Source organism: Citrobacter sp. wls717, from assembly GCF_005280955.1.
GTDB classification, from domain to species: Bacteria; Pseudomonadota; Gammaproteobacteria; order Enterobacterales; family Enterobacteriaceae; genus Citrobacter; species Citrobacter werkmanii.
Window position 1 is genome coordinate 199,677 of the sequence record NZ_SZWW01000031.1, and the last position, 17,907, is coordinate 217,583.

The 17,907-nt window shown below is 53.8% G+C and carries 12 protein-coding genes; 10 read left to right on the forward strand and 2 right to left on the reverse strand.

Annotation, left to right across the window (positions count from 1 at the left end; genetic code table 11):
- The first annotated feature begins 1 nt into the window (after nt 1).
- The 3 genes from FDX09_RS15825 to FDX09_RS15835 all read left to right on the forward strand — a co-directional run bounded on the left by FDX09_RS15825 (nt 2) and on the right by FDX09_RS15835 (nt 3,928).
- Nucleotides 2-1,342: an enolase C-terminal domain-like protein gene (locus FDX09_RS15825; protein WP_038633213.1), complete on the forward strand. Its 1,341-nt coding sequence runs from the start codon at nt 2-4 to the stop codon at nt 1,340-1,342.
- Nucleotides 1,343-1,362: 20 nt separating this feature from the next.
- Nucleotides 1,363-2,703 carry a glucarate dehydratase gene (gudD, locus tag FDX09_RS15830; protein WP_137347488.1) on the forward strand — a complete coding sequence of 447 codons (1,341 nt, stop codon included), beginning with the start codon at nt 1,363-1,365 and terminating at the stop codon, nt 2,701-2,703.
- An 82-nt stretch (nt 2,704-2,785) separates the two neighbouring features.
- A complete protein-coding gene (locus tag FDX09_RS15835; RefSeq protein ID WP_137347489.1) occupies nt 2,786-3,928 on the forward strand; it encodes a glycerate kinase in 1,143 nt (380 codons plus the stop codon).
- 43 nt (nt 3,929-3,971) lie between these two features.
- Here FDX09_RS15835 and barA read toward each other — a convergent pair whose 3' ends face one another.
- On the reverse strand, nt 3,972-6,728 hold the full coding sequence (barA, locus tag FDX09_RS15840) for a two-component sensor histidine kinase BarA (protein ID WP_038633206.1): 2,757 nt from the start codon (nt 6,726-6,728) through the stop codon (nt 3,972-3,974).
- A gap of 57 nt (nt 6,729-6,785) precedes the next feature.
- On the opposite strand from barA, the gene rlmD reads away from it, so the two are divergent.
- The 5 genes from rlmD to eno all read left to right on the forward strand — a co-directional run bounded on the left by rlmD (nt 6,786) and on the right by eno (nt 14,588).
- Complete coding sequence (gene rlmD / locus FDX09_RS15845) at nt 6,786-8,084, forward strand: 23S rRNA (uracil(1939)-C(5))-methyltransferase RlmD (RefSeq protein ID WP_137347490.1); 1,299 nt, start codon at nt 6,786-6,788, stop codon at nt 8,082-8,084.
- Between the two features lie 100 nt (nt 8,085-8,184).
- Nucleotides 8,185-10,419 carry a GTP diphosphokinase gene (gene relA, locus FDX09_RS15850; protein ID WP_042310708.1) on the forward strand — a complete coding sequence of 745 codons (2,235 nt, stop codon included), beginning with the start codon at nt 8,185-8,187 and terminating at the stop codon, nt 10,417-10,419.
- 130 nt (nt 10,420-10,549) lie between these two features.
- Complete coding sequence (mazG, locus tag FDX09_RS15855) at nt 10,550-11,341, forward strand: nucleoside triphosphate pyrophosphohydrolase (RefSeq protein WP_137347491.1); 792 nt, start codon at nt 10,550-10,552, stop codon at nt 11,339-11,341.
- A 224-nt stretch (nt 11,342-11,565) separates the two neighbouring features.
- Entirely contained in the window at nt 11,566-13,203 is a 1,638-nt protein-coding gene (pyrG, locus tag FDX09_RS15860) for a glutamine hydrolyzing CTP synthase (RefSeq protein WP_005130912.1), read from the forward strand.
- Between the two features lie 86 nt (nt 13,204-13,289).
- Nucleotides 13,290-14,588 (forward strand): phosphopyruvate hydratase, encoded by a 1,299-nt coding sequence (gene eno / locus FDX09_RS15865; RefSeq protein WP_003034129.1) that lies wholly within the window; start codon nt 13,290-13,292, stop codon nt 14,586-14,588.
- Nucleotides 14,589-14,643: 55 nt separating this feature from the next.
- On the opposite strand, the gene FDX09_RS15870 is transcribed toward eno, so the two are convergent.
- A complete protein-coding gene (locus FDX09_RS15870) occupies nt 14,644-15,468 on the reverse strand; it encodes a MurR/RpiR family transcriptional regulator (RefSeq protein ID WP_087856940.1) in 825 nt (274 codons plus the stop codon).
- 165 nt (nt 15,469-15,633) lie between these two features.
- Between FDX09_RS15870 and FDX09_RS15875 the strand changes: the two genes are divergently transcribed.
- Complete coding sequence (locus tag FDX09_RS15875; RefSeq protein WP_137347492.1) at nt 15,634-17,190, forward strand: maltose/glucose-specific PTS transporter subunit IIC; 1,557 nt, start codon at nt 15,634-15,636, stop codon at nt 17,188-17,190.
- The gene (locus tag FDX09_RS15880; protein ID WP_137347587.1) at nt 17,190-17,879 is read left to right on the forward strand and encodes an N-acetylmannosamine-6-phosphate 2-epimerase; all 690 of its coding nucleotides are present in this window, start codon (nt 17,190-17,192) and stop codon (nt 17,877-17,879) included. The genes FDX09_RS15875 and FDX09_RS15880 overlap by 1 nt, the downstream gene beginning before the upstream one ends.
- Nucleotides 17,880-17,907 lie beyond the last annotated feature (28 nt).

Sequence of the window (17,907 nt, forward strand, 5' to 3'; positions counted from 1 at the left end):
GATGACAACACAATCGAGTCCCGTTATTACCGATATGAAGGTCATCCCGGTGGCCGGGCATGACAGCATGCTGCTCAATATTGGCGGTGCGCATAACGCATATTTTACCCGCAATATCGTGGTGCTCACCGATAACGCCGGCAATACCGGGGTTGGTGAAGCGCCGGGCGGTGAAGTGATTTATCAGACGCTGGTGGATGCAATCCCACAGGTGTTGGGACAGGAAGTCGCGCGTCTGAATAAAGTGGTTCAGCAGGTGCATAAAGGCAACCAGGCCGCTGACTTTGACACTTTCGGCAAAGGCGCCTGGACCTTTGAACTGCGGGTTAATGCGGTGGCCGCGCTTGAAGCCGCATTGCTCGATCTGCTGGGCAAGGCGCTGAACGTTCCGGTTTGTGAACTGTTAGGGCCAGGCAAGCAGCGCGATGCGGTCACTGTGCTCGGCTATCTGTTCTATGTCGGCGATCGCAGCAAAACCGATCTGCCGTATCTGGAGAGCACGCCGGGCCACCATGAGTGGTATCACCTGCGTCACCAGCAAGCGATGAACAGTGAAGCGGTGGTGCGCCTGGCAGAGGCTTCGCAAGATCGCTACGGCTTTAAAGATTTCAAACTCAAGGGGGGCGTACTGCCCGGCGAGCAAGAAATCGACACCGCTCGTGCGCTGAAAAAACGCTTCCCGGAGGCGCGTATTACGGTTGATCCCAACGGGGCCTGGCTGCTGGATGAAGCCATTTCCCTGTGTAAAGGGCTGAACGATGTTCTGACTTATGCTGAAGATCCGTGCGGTGCCGAACAGGGTTTTTCAGGCCGCGAAGTGATGGCCGAGTTCCGCCGTGCGACCGGTCTGCCGGTGGCGACCAATATGATCGCCACCAACTGGCGTGAAATGGGGCATGCGGTGATGCTGAACTCAGTAGATATTCCGCTGGCCGATCCGCACTTCTGGACCCTTTCCGGCGCGGTGCGCGTGGCACAGTTATGCGATGACTGGGGCCTGACCTGGGGCTGCCATTCCAACAACCATTTTGATATTTCGTTGGCGATGTTTACCCACGTTGGCGCCGCGGCACCGGGCAACCCGACGGCTATCGACACCCACTGGATCTGGCAGGAGGGCGATTGCCGTCTGACCAAAAATCCGCTGGAGATTAAAAACGGAAAAATTGCGGTACCCGATGCGCCCGGTCTGGGCGTGGAGCTGGACTGGGAGCAGATACAGAAAGCCCATGAGGCCTATAAGGCGCTGCCCGGCGGCGCGCGTAATGACGCAGGCCCGATGCAGTACCTGATTCCCGGATGGACTTTTGACCGTAAACGTCCCGTTTTCGGCCGCCACTAATTTTGAATAAGGATTTAAATATGAGCGCACAATTTACTACCCCCGTCGTGACCTCTATGCAGGTGATCCCGGTTGCGGGCCATGACAGCATGCTGATGAACCTGAGCGGTGCTCATGCCCCGTTCTTTACACGTAATATTGTGATTATTAAAGATAACTCTGGCCATACCGGGGTAGGGGAAATTCCTGGCGGCGAAAAAATTCGTCAGACCCTGGAAGATGCCATTCCGCTGGTGGTGGGTAAAACGCTGGGTGAGTACAAAAACGTACTGAACGCGGTACGTAATACGTTTGCCGATCGTGATGCCGGTGGCCGTGGTTTGCAGACTTTCGATTTACGTACCACTATTCATGTGGTTACCGGGATCGAAGCGGCGATGTTGGATTTGTTAGGTCAGCATCTGGGCATCAACGTCGCATCTCTGCTGGGCGATGGTCAGCAGCGTAGCGAAGTCGAAATGCTTGGCTATCTGTTCTTCGTTGGTAACCGTAAAGCGACGCCGCTGCCGTATCAAAGCCAACCGGATGAAAAATGCGACTGGTATCGCCTGCGTCATGAAGAGGCGATGACCCCGGATGCGGTAGTGCGTCTGGCGGAAGCAGCGTATGAGAAATATGGTTTCAACGACTTCAAACTGAAAGGCGGCGTACTGGCCGGGGAAGAAGAAGCGGAATCTATTGTGGCGCTGGCGAAACGCTTTCCACAGGCGCGCGTCACGCTCGATCCCAACGGCGCATGGTCGCTGAATGAAGCGATTAAAATTGGTAAGTACCTGAAAGGATCGCTGGCTTATGCGGAAGATCCGTGCGGCGCAGAGCAGGGCTTCTCCGGTCGTGAAGTGATGGCGGAATTCCGTCGAGCTACCGGGCTGCCGACGGCGACCAATATGATCGCTACCGACTGGCGTCAGATGGGGCATACCCTGTCGTTGCAGTCCGTGGATATCCCGCTGGCGGATCCGCACTTCTGGACGATGCAGGGTTCTGTTCGCGTGGCGCAGATGTGCCATGAGTTCGGGCTGACCTGGGGCTCGCACTCTAACAACCACTTTGATATTTCGCTGGCGATGTTTACTCATGTCGCGGCGGCGGCGCCTGGGAAAATTACCGCTATCGATACCCATTGGATCTGGCAGGAAGGTAACCAGCGGCTGACCAAAGAACCTTTTGCAATCAAGGGCGGTATGGTGCAGGTTCCGGCGAAACCGGGCCTGGGCGTGGAGCTGGATATGGATCAGGTGATGAAAGCGCATGAGCTGTATCAGCAACATGGACTGGGTGCACGTGATGATGCGATGGGAATGCAGTATCTGATCCCGAACTGGACATTTGATAATAAGCGCCCGTGCATGGTACGCTAAGCGAACTGGGACCGCTCCCATGAATGGAGCGGTTTTCCTCCTGGTGTATGCTTAACACAGTCAACATGCGTAAGGATGCTTTATGAAAATAGTGATCGCACCGGATTCCTATAAGGAAAGTTTGAGTGCGCTTGAAGTCGCAACGGCGATTGAACTGGGATTCCGCGAGATCTGGCCTGAGGCGGATTACGTGAAGATCCCGGTCGCAGATGGCGGTGAGGGAACGGTCGAAGCGATGGTTGCCGCTACGCAAGGCCACCTTGTGCATGTTGATGTTACCGGCCCTTTGGGCAATACAATTCAGGCTTTTTATGGTTTATCCGGCGATGAGCGCACGGCGTTTATTGAAATGGCAGCCGCCAGCGGGCTGGAGCAGGTTCCTGCTAATTTACGTGATCCGCTGAAAACCACCTCCTGGGGAACCGGGGAGCTAATTCGGCATGCGCTGGATGCGGGCGTGGAGCATATCATCATCGGGATTGGCGGTAGCGCCACCAATGATGGCGGTGCTGGTATGGTGCAGGTGCTGGGTGCAAGGTTGCTGGATGCGCAAGATGAAGATATTGCTCATGGCGCGATGGGCCTGGAATCGCTCACCCGGATTGATATCTCGCAGTTAGACCCGCGTCTTGCCGGATGTCGTATCGAAGTGGCCTGCGACGTCACTAACCCGTTGACCGGTAAAGAAGGAGCCTCAGTGGTCTTTGGCCCACAAAAGGGGGCGACGACGGAGATGATTCCGCGTCTTGATCGGGCGCTTACGCACTATGCGCAACTGATCGCGCGCGATCTGGACGTCAATGTGCTGGAGCTGGCCGGCGGTGGCGCTGCTGGCGGTATGGGGGCGGCGCTGTATGCGTTTTGCGGCGCACAGCTACGCCGCGGTATTGAGATCGTGACGGATGCGTTACGCCTGGATGCCTGCGTTGCGGATGCAGACTTAGTGGTGACAGGTGAAGGGCGTATCGACAGCCAGACTATTCACGGTAAGGTTCCGGTTGGCGTGGCGAAGATCGCAAAGCGTTACAACAAACCGGTGATCGGCATTGCCGGTAGCCTGACGGCGGATGTCGGTGTTGTGCACCAGCATGGGCTGGATGCGGTTTTCAGCGTCATCTATACCATTTGTTCGCTGGATGAGGCGCTGAAGAATGCGAATGAGAACGTACGCATGACCGCGCGCAACGTGGCTGCGACGCTGAAAGCGGGGCAACAGTTACGCTGAGTTACAGGCCGGATAAGGCGGTCACGCCGCCATCCGGCGAATATCAGCCCAACAACTTCTTCGCTTCGCGGGCAACGTTGTCCATTTCATCCAGCAGCTCTAAAAACTCAGGCTCCAGCTCTTCTTCTTTGGTCCCGCTACGTAATTGTTGCTCAATGAGCTGGCACAGGTTTTTCATGCGCGGGACGCCGCTATAGCCGCAACTACCGTGCAGCTTATGAATCATATCCACCAGCCCTTCAGGGTTTTCGCCTACCAGTTGTTCTTCAATTTTGTTGCGCACCTCGGGTAGAAAATCGAGCAGCATTTGCAGCATATCCCGCGCCAGATCGTTTTTCCCTGCGGCTTGTCTTAATGCCAGTTGCCAGTCGAGCGTGGTATTCGGATTGACGACCGGCTCCGGAGGTTCAACCGCGAGCGCCCTAAGCGATGTGGCCGCGCCGGGTTTGTAGCGTAACAGGAGATTGTGCAGCTTATCTTCTTCGATAGGCTTCGCCAGGTAATCATTCATCCCGGCGCTGAGCAGCTTCTCTTTTTGCCCGGCCATCGCATGCGCAGTGACCGCAATAACTGGCGTCTGTTGTTGATGAGGCAACTGGTGGATCAGTTCGCAGGCGCGAATACCGTCCATGTCGGGCATCTGAATATCCATCAGGATCAGATCAAACGGCATCTGTTTGGCGCGATCCACCGCCTGGTGCCCGCTGTCGCAGAGTACGACGTGCTGTACCTTATCTTCCAGCAGTGCGCCAATCAGCTTGAGGTTCGCCGGGTTGTCGTCAACCGCCATAACGGTCATGGCGATTTTGCTTTCATCTGGCAATGGCTGATCCGCGCTGTAGTTCAACTGGCAATACTCTGTCAGCGCAGGCAGCAGTCGGGTTGAGGTGAGAGGCTTCAGCAGACACGCCGCCGCGCCGCCTTGTTTCAATTTCTCGGCGTTAATCTGTGCGTGACAGGGCAGGGCTAATAACAGGAAATCGGTCATCGCCGCTGCGCTTGCCAGCCGCTCATGTTGCATGGTGAGCGGTTCGCGCAACGTGACCGGAATGCCAATCAGCAGAATATCGTAGTGATCCTTCGGCAGCCCGGAGAATGAAGGGCTGTAAATCACCTCCAGCGGCGTTTCACTTAATATATCTAACGTGCATTGCGCGGCAGTGGCGTTAGGTTCGACATAAGCCAGTCGTTTACCAGCAAGGCACCGGGTTGTCGAGCGATCGATGAGAACGTTAGGGTTGAGATCGAGACTAATATGGAACCAGAAGGTGGATCCGCGGTTCGGCTGGCTATGGAAGGAGATATCCCCGCCCATTTCGTTGACCAGTTTTTGCGTAATGACCAGACCCAGTCCGGTACCGCCGTGGCGGCGGGAAATACTGGCGTCCGCCTGACGGAAGGCCTGGAACAGGCGTGACTGATCGCGCTCAGGGATACCGATGCCGGTATCACGGATTTGCACTTCAATTTGCACTTTCGTGTTACTGAGGGCGCGTTTCTCGACCAGAATGTCGATATTACCGCCTTCGGTAAATTTGATGGCATTGCCGACCAGATTGGTAATGACCTGCTGTAAGCGCAGCGGGTCGCCGATGACGTTGTCCGGCACATCATTCTTAATATTCAGCGTCAGCTCAAGCCCTTTATCATGGGACGAATGCGCTAACAGCGTGACGACGTCATCCAGCGTGCTGCGTAGCGGGAACGGAATGCTTTCCAGAATGAGCTTGCCCGCTTCCAGTTTGGAGAAATCGAGCACATCATTGATGATGGCCAGCAGATTGTTGGCCGATCGCTCAATCGTATTCAGGTGATCGCGTTGCGTGGTGTTAAGCTCGGTTTTCAGCGTCAGGCGCGTAAAGCCAATCACGCCATTCAGCGGGGTGCGTAGCTCGTGCGACATGTTAGCCAGAAACTCAGACTTAATTCGGGCCGCCTCCTGGGCGCGTTTTTTCGCCAGATCCAGTTCGACGTTCTGAATTTCCATCTGCTCCAGGGTTTCACGCAGGTCGGAAGTCGCCTGATCGATATTGTGCTGCATCTCTTCATGGTAGGCTGCAAGAGACATCGCCATCGAGTTGATACCGTTTTTGAGCATATCCAGCTCGCCCAGCATGAAACCTTCCACACGGCTGTCGAGCTGCCCTCTACGTATACGGTCAACGGTATTCACCATGTTGCGAATCGGGCCGGTTACGTCGCGCATCAGACGCCAGCCGAAAATTAACGCAATACCAATACAAAACAGCATCATTACGCTGGAGATAAAGATCTCTTTATATTGCTGCAGTCGAACCGACTTGAGGTCCAGTTCAAGCGCTACATACCCCAGCATATTTTGCGTATTTTTGGCGTCGCTTATGGCAGATTCATCCGGCGAATAGCTTTCCGATATAATTGGCGTTCGCAGGATCATGATATCCCCGAGCCGGGTGACGCTCAGCTTACGGGGAAACGGTGAACCGGTCGCCAGCTGCATTTCAGACGGATCGAGATGAAAATTGGAGGTGACAAACAGCCGGTTGTTCTCGTCATAGACAGAAATTGCCCGCACGATATCGGAATGGCGGCGATGCAGCACGCTGATGAGCTGGCCGATGGATTCCCTGTTTTGCAGGTTCATGCCATATTCGCTGGAGACCGCCAGTGGCTCTATGATACTGGCGCCGGCATCTTCCAGTTGACGCTGCAAGTCGTTATAGCGATGCACAACAAAAAAGATACTGAGCAGCAAACCAATCAGGACGGTCGGGGCCAGGATCAGAATCATCATGCGTGCGCGCAGGCTGTAGTTGGTCATGGAGTTCCGTTATGGGACAATTAGGGTCACACTGTTAAATAGAGAAATATCTCGTCGATGGCGCAATTCTACTCTGCAAAACGACGCGTGACGACGCGTCAGATCATAACCGTTACCGTCAATGACCTCGATCCTTTTGGTCAGGGTGTCGCTCGCCATAACGGAAAGGCGTTGTTTATACCGGAATTGCTACCCCAGGAAAGCGCAGAGGTGGTGATTACCGAAGATAAAAAACAGTTCGCCCGCGCGCAAGTAAAACGACGTTTAAACGACAGTCCACAACGTGAAGTGCCACGTTGCCCGCATTTTGGCGTCTGTGGCGGTTGCCAGCAGCAGCACGCCAGCATCCCGTTGCAGCAGCGTAGCAAAAGCGCGGCGTTAGCGCGTTTAATGAAATGTGAAGTGTCGGATGTTATCGCTGATACCCCGTGGGGCTATCGTCGTCGCGCACGTTTGAGCCTGAACTATCGGCCAAAAGAACGAAAATTGCAGATGGGTTTTCGCAAATCCGGTTCCAGCGACATTATTGATGTCAAACAATGCCCTATTCTGGTGCCCCAACTTGAAGCGCTGTTGCCCCACATCAGGGCGTGTCTGGAGAGTTTGCAAGGGTTACGTCATCTCGGTCATGTTGAGCTGGTGCAGGCAGGGAGCGGCGCGTTGATGATTTTGCGCCATACGGCGCCATTAAGTGCTGCGGATAAAGAAAAACTGGAATGCTTTTCGCATTCTCAGGGGCTGTCTTTGTTTCTGGCCCCGCAAAGCGAGATACTGGAATCAGTATCAGAAGAATCGCCCTGGTATGACTCAAATGGACTACGGTTAAGCTTCAGCCCGCGTGATTTTATTCAGGTCAATGCAGGGGTAAACCAAAAAATGGTCGCCTGTGCGCTGGAATGGCTGGATGTGCGACCTGAAGATCGCGTGCTCGATCTGTTCTGCGGTATGGGGAATTTTACTCTGCCGCTGGCTGTGCGGGCAGCAAGCGTGGTGGGGGTTGAAGGAGTACCGGCGCTGGTCGAAAAAGCCCGGGAAAACGCGCTGAATAACGGATTACACAACGTGACATTCTTTCATGAAAACCTTGAGGAGGATGTTACCCAGCAGCCGTGGGCGAAAAACGGATTCGACAAAGTATTGCTCGATCCTGCGCGTGCGGGGGCTGCCGGTGTGATGCAACATATTATAAAATTAAGCCCTGGTCGCGTTGTTTATGTATCCTGTAACCCAGCAACGCTGGCTCGTGACAGCGACGCTTTGCTCAACGCGGGATATGCCATACGGCGACTGGCAATGCTCGATATGTTCCCGCACACTGGACACCTGGAATCGATGGTCCTGTTTGAGCGTTTGTAATGAAATTTGTACCCATTGGATTTCGGGTTGTAATGCAGCATGAAAGACAATGGGTATGGCTTGTCGACTTCGACAGGCCAGGCCCCTAAAGGAGAGGACAATGGTTGCGGTAAGAAGTGCACATATAAATAAAGCTGGTGAGTTTGATCCCAAGAAATGGATCGCGAGTCTGGGGATCTCCAGCCAGCAGTCGTGTGAACGCTTAGCCGAAACCTGGGCGTACTGCCAGCAGCAAACACAGGGACATCCTGATGCGGATTTGCTGCTATGGCGTGGCGTGGAGATGGTAGAAATACTCTCTATGTTGAGCATGGATATCGACACGCTGCGTGCGGCAATGCTATTTCCTCTGGCGGATGCCAACGTGGTCAGTGAGGACATCCTGCGCGAAAGCGTGGGTAAATCCATTGTGCATCTTATCCATGGCGTGCGCGATATGGCGGCGATACGCCAACTGAAAGCCACGCATACCGATTCAGTCTCTTCCGAGCAGGTCGATAACGTCCGCCGTATGCTGCTGGCAATGGTGGATGATTTCCGCTGCGTGGTCATCAAGCTGGCGGAGAGGATCGCGCATCTGCGTGAAGTGAAAGACGCACCGGAAGATGAACGCGTTCTGGCGGCAAAAGAGTGCACCAATATCTATGCGCCGCTGGCCAACCGTTTGGGCATCGGGCAATTAAAATGGGAGCTGGAAGATTACTGCTTCCGCTACCTGCACCCGGCCGAATACAAACGCATTGCCAAGCTGCTGCACGAGCGTCGCATCGATCGCGAACACTATATTGAAGAGTTCGTTGGTCATCTGCGCTCAGAAATGAAAACGGAAGGCGTCAAAGCCGAAGTGTACGGGCGTCCGAAGCATATCTACAGCATCTGGCGTAAAATGCAGAAAAAGCAGTTAGCCTTCGATGAACTGTTCGATGTGCGCGCGGTGCGCATCGTGGCGGAGCGTCTACAGGACTGCTATGCCGCGCTCGGGATAGTACATACTCACTATCGCCATCTGCCGGATGAGTTCGATGATTACGTCGCTAATCCGAAACCCAACGGCTACCAGTCGATCCATACGGTTGTATTGGGGCCGGGTGGAAAAACCATTGAAATCCAGATCCGCACTAAACAGATGCATGAAGATGCCGAACTGGGCGTGGCGGCGCACTGGAAGTACAAAGAAGGGACTGCGTCAGGCGCGGCGCGTTCTGGGCATGAAGACCGCATTGCGTGGCTGCGTAAGCTGATCGCCTGGCAGGAAGAAATGGCGGATTCCGGCGAAATGCTGGATGAAGTGCGCAGCCAGGTCTTCGATGACCGGGTTTACGTCTTTACGCCAAAAGGTGACGTTGTTGACTTACCTGCAGGCTCCACGCCGCTGGACTTTGCTTACCACATTCACAGTGATGTAGGGCATCGTTGCATTGGCGCGAAAATTGGTGGGCGTATCGTACCGTTTACCTACCAGTTACAGATGGGTGATCAAATTGAAATTATCACCCAGAAACAGCCAAACCCAAGCCGTGACTGGTTGAACCCTAACCTTGGCTATGTGACCACCAGCCGTGGTCGCTCGAAGATCCACGCCTGGTTCCGTAAACAGGATCGAGACAAAAACATCCTTGCGGGCCGCCAGATCCTCGACGATGAGCTTGCGCACCTGGGCATTAGCCTGAAAGAGGCGGAAAAACATCTGCTGCCGCGCTACAGCTTCAATGAACTGGATGAACTGCTGGCGGCGATTGGCGGAGGAGACATCCGTCTCAACCAGATGGTGAACTTCCTGCAGGCGCAGTTTAATAAGCCCAGCGCTGCCGAGCAGGATGCAGCCGCGCTGAAACAGCTTCAGCAGAAAACCCAGGCGCCGCAGAGTCGCCGTAAAGACGATGGTCGCGTCGTGGTGGAAGGGGTCGGTAACCTGATGCACCACATCGCGCGCTGCTGCCAGCCGATTCCTGGCGATGAAATCGTTGGGTTTATCACCCAGGGGCGCGGTATTTCCGTGCACCGGGCCGATTGCGAACAGTTGGCAGAGCTGCGTTCACACGCGCCGGAGCGGATTGTTGATGCGGTTTGGGGCGAAAGCTACTCGGCGGGATATTCGCTGGTGGTTCGCGTACAGGCCAACGATCGCAGCGGTTTATTGCGTGATATCACCACCATTCTTGCCAACGAGAAAGTGAACGTGCTGGGGGTTGCCAGCCGGAGCGATACCAAACAACAGTTGGCCACCATCGATATGACCATCGAAATCTATAACCTGCAGGTGCTCGGACGCGTGCTTGGCAAGCTGAACCAGGTGCCGGATGTGATCGACGCGCGGCGGTTGCACGGTAATTAATTATTTTGTAGGCCGGATAATCTTGTAGGCCTGATAAAACGCGTTAGCGTTGCCATCAGGCATTGCCATGTTGCCGGATGTCGGCTATCGCCTTATCCGGCCTACCGTATTGAAATTTCAGGATTTTCACATGAACCAAATCGATCGACTGCTCGGTATTATGCAGCGCTTGCGCGACCCGGAAAACGGCTGTCCGTGGGATAAAGAGCAGACATTCGCCACTATTGCCCCTTACACTCTCGAAGAAACCTATGAAGTACTGGATGCGATTGCGCGTGAAGACTTCGACGATCTGCGCGGAGAGCTCGGCGACCTGCTGTTCCAGGTGGTGTTTTATGCCCAGATGGCGCAGGAAGAAGGCCGTTTTGATTTCAATGATATCTGCGCCGCCATCAGCGATAAGCTTGAACGCCGGCATCCGCATGTATTCGCTGATGTTTCTGCCAGCAACAGTACTGAAGTGCTAATCCGCTGGGAGCAAATTAAAAGCGAAGAACGCGCCGGGAAAGCACAGCATTCCGCACTCGACGATATTCCCCGCAGTTTACCGGCGTTAATGCGCGCCCAGAAAATCCAGAAACGCTGCTCTAATGTTGGCTTCGATTGGAAAACATTAGGACCGGTTGTCGACAAGGTTTATGAAGAGATCGACGAAGTCATGTTTGAGGCAAAGCAGGCTGTTGTCGACCAGGCTAAACTGGAGGAGGAAATGGGCGATCTGCTGTTTGCCACAGTCAACATGGCTCGTCATCTGGGGACAAAAGCCGAGACTGCGTTACAAAAAGCGAACGAGAAATTTGAACGACGTTTTCGTGAAGTTGAGCGAATTGTCGCTGCTCGTGGTCTGGAAATGACGGGTGTTGATCTGGAAACGATGGAAGAAGTCTGGCAACAGGTAAAACGGCAGGAAATTGATCTCTAAGGGATTTCGTCGGTCAAGGGCGTTTTGTGTGATTTTTTAAATAACAAGCGCTTGATTTACGTCAAAAACATTTACCCCAAAGGGGCTATTTTCTCACTCCCGATGTTAATGTGAGCCTGGTGAAGAGGAGGGATAATGAAAGTTTGTGGCGCTCGTCATGTTCGGGTATACTACTTTCCCGTCTTGGTAATTCCATCGTTTCACCCTAACTTCTCAGGTCCAGCATGACAACGAACTATATTTTTGTGACCGGCGGGGTCGTATCCTCTCTGGGAAAAGGCATTGCCGCAGCCTCCCTCGCAGCCATTCTTGAAGCCCGTGGCCTCAACGTGACCATGATGAAACTGGATCCGTACATCAACGTCGATCCGGGTACTATGAGCCCAATCCAACACGGGGAAGTGTTCGTTACCGAAGACGGCGCTGAAACCGACCTGGACCTGGGTCACTATGAGCGTTTCATCCGTACGAAAATGAGCCGCCGCAACAACTTCACCACGGGGCGTATCTACTCTGACGTTCTGCGTAAAGAACGCCGTGGCGACTATCTGGGCGCTACTGTTCAGGTTATCCCGCATATCACCAACGCAATTAAAGAGCGCGTTCTGGAAGGCGGTGAAGGTCATGATGTTGTTCTGGTCGAAATCGGCGGAACCGTTGGGGATATCGAATCTCTGCCGTTCCTTGAAGCGATTCGCCAGATGGCCGTAGAAATTGGCCGTGAGCACACGCTGTTTATGCATCTGACGCTGGTTCCGTACATGGCGGCGGCAGGTGAAGTCAAAACGAAACCGACTCAGCACTCTGTAAAAGAGCTGCTTTCTATCGGTATTCAGCCAGATATCCTGATCTGCCGCTCCGATCGCGCAGTTCCGGCGAATGAACGTGCGAAAATTGCATTGTTCTGTAACGTTCCGGAAAAAGCGGTGATTTCTCTGAAAGATGTCGATTCCATCTATAAAATTCCGGGCCTGTTGAAATCCCAGGGCCTTGACGATTATATTTGTAAACGATTCAGCTTGAACTGTCCGGAAGCTAATCTGTCAGAATGGGAACAGGTTATCTACGAAGAAGCGAATCCGGCAGGTGAAGTGACTATCGGTATGGTCGGCAAGTATATTGAACTGCCGGACGCCTATAAGTCAGTGATTGAAGCGCTGAAACACGGTGGTCTGAAGAATCGTGTCACCGTCAACATCAAGCTGATCGATTCGCAGGATGTCGAAACGCGCGGCGTTGAGATCCTGAAAGGTCTTGATGCTATCCTGATCCCAGGCGGCTTCGGCTACCGTGGTGTTGAAGGTAAAATCGCGACGGCGCGCTTTGCGCGTGAGAACAATATTCCTTATCTGGGCATTTGCCTGGGTATGCAGGTTGCGTTGATTGAGTTTGCGCGTAACGTAGTGGGTATGGACAACGCCAACTCCACGGAATTTGTGCCAGACTGTAAGTACCCGGTGGTGGCTCTGATTACCGAATGGCGTGACGAAGACGGCAACGTCGAAGTCCGTACCGAGAAGAGCGATCTGGGTGGCACCATGCGTCTTGGCGCGCAGCAGTGTCAGCTGAGCGATGAAAGCCTGGTCCGTCAACTGTACGGCACGCCGACAATCGTTGAACGCCACCGTCACCGCTACGAAGTCAACAATATGCTGTTGAAACAGATTGAAGCTGCTGGTCTGCGTGTTGCAGGCCGTTCCGGTGATGATCAGTTGGTCGAGATCATCGAGGTACCGAATCATCCGTGGTTCGTGGCCTGTCAGTTCCACCCGGAATTTACTTCCACGCCACGTGATGGGCACCCGCTGTTTGCCGGCTTTGTGAAAGCCGCCAGTGAACATCAGAAGCGTCAGGCGAAGTAAGAAGTAAAAAGTTAGAACGGCAATGCACCCATTCGGGTGCATTGTTTGTCTGGAGTTTTAGTTTAACTTGTACTGAGGAAAACCTAATGTCCAAAATCGTTAAAATCATCGGTCGTGAAATCATCGACTCCCGTGGTAACCCGACTGTTGAAGCCGAAGTACACCTGGAAGGTGGTTTCGTTGGTATGGCAGCAGCTCCGTCAGGTGCTTCTACTGGTTCCCGCGAAGCACTGGAACTGCGCGATGGCGACAAATCCCGTTTCATGGGTAAAGGTGTACTGAAAGCTGTTGCAGCTGTTAACGGCCCAATTGCTCAGGCTCTGCTGGGTAAAGATGCTAAAGATCAGGCTGGCATCGACAAGATCATGATCGATCTGGACGGTACTGAAAACAAATCCAACTTCGGTGCAAACGCCATCCTGGCTGTGTCCCTGGCGAACGCCAAAGCAGCAGCTGCTGCTAAAGGCCTGCCGCTGTATGCGCACATCGCTGAACTGAACGGTACTCCGGGCAAATACTCCATGCCGGTTCCGATGATGAACATCATCAACGGTGGTGAGCACGCTGACAACAACGTCGACATCCAGGAGTTCATGATTCAGCCGGTTGGCGCTAAGACTCTGAAAGAAGCCGTACGTATGGGTTCTGAAGTGTTCCACAACCTGGCTAAAGTTCTGAAAGCTAAAGGTATGAACACTGCAGTTGGTGACGAAGGCGGCTACGCGCCGAACCTGGGCTCCAACGCTGAAGCTCTGGCTGTAATCGCTGAAGCGGTTAAAGCAGCTGGCTACGAGCTGGGCAAAGACATCACTCTGGCGATGGACTGTGCAGCTTCTGAATTCTACAAAGACGGTAAATACGTTCTGGCTGGCGAAGGCAACAAAGCGTTCACCTCCGAAGAATTCACCCACTTCTTGGAAGAACTGACCAAACAGTACCCGATCGTGTCCATCGAAGATGGTCTGGACGAGTCTGACTGGGACGGTTTCGCATACCAGACTAAAGTTCTGGGCGACAAAATCCAGCTGGTTGGTGACGATCTGTTCGTAACCAACACCAAAATCCTGAAAGAAGGCATCGAAAAAGGCATCGTTAACTCCATCCTGATCAAATTCAACCAGATCGGTTCTCTGACCGAAACTCTGGCTGCGATCAAAATGGCGAAAGACGCTGGCTACACCGCTGTCATCTCTCACCGTTCTGGCGAAACTGAAGACGCTACCATCGCTGACCTGGCTGTTGGTACCGCTGCAGGCCAGATCAAAACCGGTTCTATGAGCCGTTCTGACCGCGTAGCTAAGTACAACCAGCTGATTCGTATTGAAGAAGCGCTGGGCGAACAAGCTCCGTACAACGGTCGTAAAGAGATCAAAGGTCAGGCGTAATCCTGTTCTTTAACTCTTAACGTAAAAACCCGCTGCGGCGGGTTTTTTTATGCCTTTAAAGTAGTAGTGGTAAGGTTGCACTCGCCGTTTGCTGGCTCACATCGCTGTACTTTTCATCCAGTCCAATCAGCGACGTGGTGAGCAGTTCCACCAACAGCATGACACCCACCTTGGCGTTTAGCGCGCCGGCGCTCAACGGACCTTCTGGTTTGGCTGCGACCAGTTGAATATCACTCAGCGATGCCAGTGGACTACGCGGTGTATTACTTAGCGCCAGTACGCGCACGCCTTGCTTACGCGCCAGCTTTACGACATGCAGCAGATCGCGCGTGGATCCCGAACTGGATATCGCCACTACCAGCGTATCTTTGCTTAGCGTTGTAGCGTTCATAGCAGCACGGTGCATGTCGCTGAACAATTGCGCGGGTTTGCCGAGGCGCAGGAGTTTGTAATGTAAATATTCCCCCAGAATAGCGCTGGCCGCTACGCCATAAATTTGTACCGACTGAGCCTGATGCAGCGCCAGAGCGGCTGCTTCCAGTAATGTTCTGTCGAGTAATTTTGCCGTGTCCTGCAGCGCTTGCACGGATTCATTGACCACATTGTCAATCTCATCACCGCTGTGCTCTACCGGCTCTCCTTGCCGGAGGTCGAGTGCCAGCGCCATCTTAAATTCGTTATAGCCCTTACACCCCAGCGTACGGCACAGACGCGTGACGCTCGCCTCGCTGGTGTCGCTTTCACGCGCCAGTTCGGTAATCGTCAGATAGACCACTCTTGCCGGATCGCTAAGCACAAACTCTCCCAGCTTTTGTTGAGTTCGACTATATCCATCAACGCCCTGGCGCAATCTCAGCAGCAGGTTTTCATTTTCTGACATGCAAAATCCTTAATGCGTTTCTCTGCCGATAGTGTGGCGGAAAGCAGGGGAGAGATGCCAGTCATTTTAAAAAAGTATGATCGGCGTCCTGGTTTTTGATGGTAATTTTCATTTTTAAAATTAATTATGGTAAAAATTTTCATCAATGATCGGGGAGATGAAAAAATGATGCAAATATTTAGCGGCGCTTCGTCAGGCGCATGGTTTGAAAAAGCGCAGCGGTTCGGCAAATCGTTCATGCTGCCGATTGCGGTATTGCCCGCAGCGGGGTTGTTGTTGGGGATTGGTGGGGCTTTGTCGAATCCCAATACGCTGACGGCCTACCCTTTCTTGAATGTCGACTGGCTGCAGGCAATCTTCACGATCATGACCAGTGCGGGTTCTATCGTGTTTGCCAACCTGTCGGTGCTTTTTGCGGTTGGTGTTGCCGTGGGACTGGCGAAAACGGATAAAGGCACGGCGGGCCTTGCGGCATTGCTGGCTTTTCTGGTGATGAATGCCACCATCAATGCTTTGTTAACGCTCAACGGAACGCTGGCGCACGAGAATCCAGGTGCTGTGGGCCAGGGAATGACGCTGGGCATTCAGACGCTGGAAACGGGCGTGTTTGGTGGGGTCGTGATTGGTCTGGTCACCTGCGCGCTGCATAGCCGTTTCAATAAAGTCTCACTCCCTCAGTTTCTTGGCTTTTTCAGTGGTTCGCGTTTTGTACCGATTATCAGCTCGCTTGCCGCGATTGTGGTGGGGGCGATCATGACGGTGGTATGGCCGCATTTCCAGAAGCTCATTTTTGGACTGGGCGGTCTGGTGGATGCGACGGGCTATCTGGGGACGCTACTGTACGGTTTCATTCTGCGTATGCTTGGCCCACTGGGTTTACACCATATCTTTTATTTGCCGTTCTGGACAACGGCGCTGGGCGGGAGCGAAATCGTCAACGGTCAACTGGTCGAAGGCACCCAGCGTATTTTCTTTGCTCAACTTGCCGATCCGAATACGCAGCAGTTTTATGCTGGTACCTCGCGCTTTATGTCCGGGCGCTTTATCACCATGATGTTTGGCCTGCTTGGCGCATGCCTGGCGATGTACCACACGGCAAAACCGGAGAACAGGAAGCTTGTCGCCGGACTGTTGCTATCGGCGGCTCTGACCTCTTTCCTGACCGGCATCACTGAGCCTATTGAGTTCTCCTTCCTGTTTGTGGCTCCGGTGTTATATGTCATTCACGCCTTCTTCGATGGTCTGGCGTTTATGATGGCGCATATTTTACATATCACTATTGGGCAAACCTTTTCGGGGGGATTTATCGATTTCCTCCTCTTCGGCGTGCTACAGGGGGAAGCGAAAACCAACTGGATGTACGTCCCCCAGGTTGGGGTGCCGTGGTTCTTTCTTTACTACTTCACCTTCCGTTATTTGATTAACCGCTTTAACTGGCTGACGCCGGGGCGTGAGAGCGCTGCCCAGGTGGAGTCCGGTCTGCCTCAGAGCGAACGCGCAGCGGCAGTCATCGCCGGGCTGGGAGGCAAAGAGAATCTGGAAGAGGTGGACTGTTGCGCCACACGCTTACGCGTGACGGTGAAAGAGAGCAGCAAGGTTGATGAAGCTGCGCTGAAAGCGACCGGAGCGCGCGGCGTAATTATTCGCGGCAACGGTGTTCAGGTGATTTATGGCCCGCATGTCACCATCATTAAAAATGAAGTCGAAGAGATCTTATCGTGATGAAAACTGTACTGGATTCCCTGAAAGGTAAATTAATTGTCTCCTGCCAGGCGCTGGAAAATGAACCCCTGCACAGCCCGTTTATTATGTCGCGTATGGCGCTGGCGGCAGCGCAGGGCGGTGCGGCAGGTATCCGTGCGAACAGCGTGGTAGATATTCGCGCGATCAAAGAGAGTGTCTCCCTGCCGGTAATAGGGATTATCAAGCGCGATTATCCGGGCTGCGATGTATTTATCACGGCCACCCTGCAGGAAGTGGATGAGCTGATGACCGTTGAGCCGGAAATTATTGCTCTGGATGCGACAGCGCGACCGCGCCCCGGTGGGCAAACGCTGGAAGAGCTGGTCACGCAAATCCGCGCCCGCTACCCGTCCGTACTGCTGATGGCGGATATCGCTACCGTCGATGAGGCGATAACAGCCGAGCGGCTGGGTTTTGACTGCGTAGGCACTACACTCTATGGCTATACTGCGGACACTGCCGGGCATGTGCTGGCGGAAAACGACTGCGGTTTTTTACGTGAGGTGTTGGCGGCGGTCACCTTACCGGTTGTGGCGGAAGGTAACGTCGATACCCCGGAACGCGCCGCACGTTGCCTGGCATTAGGCGCGCATACCGTGGTTGTTGGAGGCGCTATCACGCGTCCGCAGCAGATAACGGCACGCTTTGTCGCGGCGATCGCCTCGTAAAGCATCGATGGGGCATGATACTTTGGCG

What these genes read in the sequence shown, in the direction of transcription:
- FDX09_RS15825 (WP_038633213.1), top strand. Translation starts at nt 2, where the DNA reads ATGACAACACAATCGAGTCCCGTTATTACCGATATGAAGGTCATCCCG.
- gudD (WP_137347488.1), top strand. Translation starts at nt 1,363, where the DNA reads ATGAGCGCACAATTTACTACCCCCGTCGTGACCTCTATGCAGGTGATC.
- FDX09_RS15835 (WP_137347489.1), top strand. Translation starts at nt 2,786, where the DNA reads ATGAAAATAGTGATCGCACCGGATTCCTATAAGGAAAGTTTGAGTGCG.
- barA (WP_038633206.1), bottom strand. Translation starts at nt 6,728, where the DNA reads ATGACCAACTACAGCCTGCGCGCACGCATGATGATTCTGATCCTGGCC.
- rlmD (WP_137347490.1), top strand. Translation starts at nt 6,786, where the DNA reads ATGGCGCAATTCTACTCTGCAAAACGACGCGTGACGACGCGTCAGATC.
- relA (WP_042310708.1), top strand. Translation starts at nt 8,185, where the DNA reads ATGGTTGCGGTAAGAAGTGCACATATAAATAAAGCTGGTGAGTTTGAT.
- mazG (WP_137347491.1), top strand. Translation starts at nt 10,550, where the DNA reads ATGAACCAAATCGATCGACTGCTCGGTATTATGCAGCGCTTGCGCGAC.
- pyrG (WP_005130912.1), top strand. Translation starts at nt 11,566, where the DNA reads ATGACAACGAACTATATTTTTGTGACCGGCGGGGTCGTATCCTCTCTG.
- eno (WP_003034129.1), top strand. Translation starts at nt 13,290, where the DNA reads ATGTCCAAAATCGTTAAAATCATCGGTCGTGAAATCATCGACTCCCGT.
- FDX09_RS15870 (WP_087856940.1), bottom strand. Translation starts at nt 15,468, where the DNA reads ATGTCAGAAAATGAAAACCTGCTGCTGAGATTGCGCCAGGGCGTTGAT.
- FDX09_RS15875 (WP_137347492.1), top strand. Translation starts at nt 15,634, where the DNA reads ATGATGCAAATATTTAGCGGCGCTTCGTCAGGCGCATGGTTTGAAAAA.
- FDX09_RS15880 (WP_137347587.1), top strand. Translation starts at nt 17,190, where the DNA reads ATGAAAACTGTACTGGATTCCCTGAAAGGTAAATTAATTGTCTCCTGC.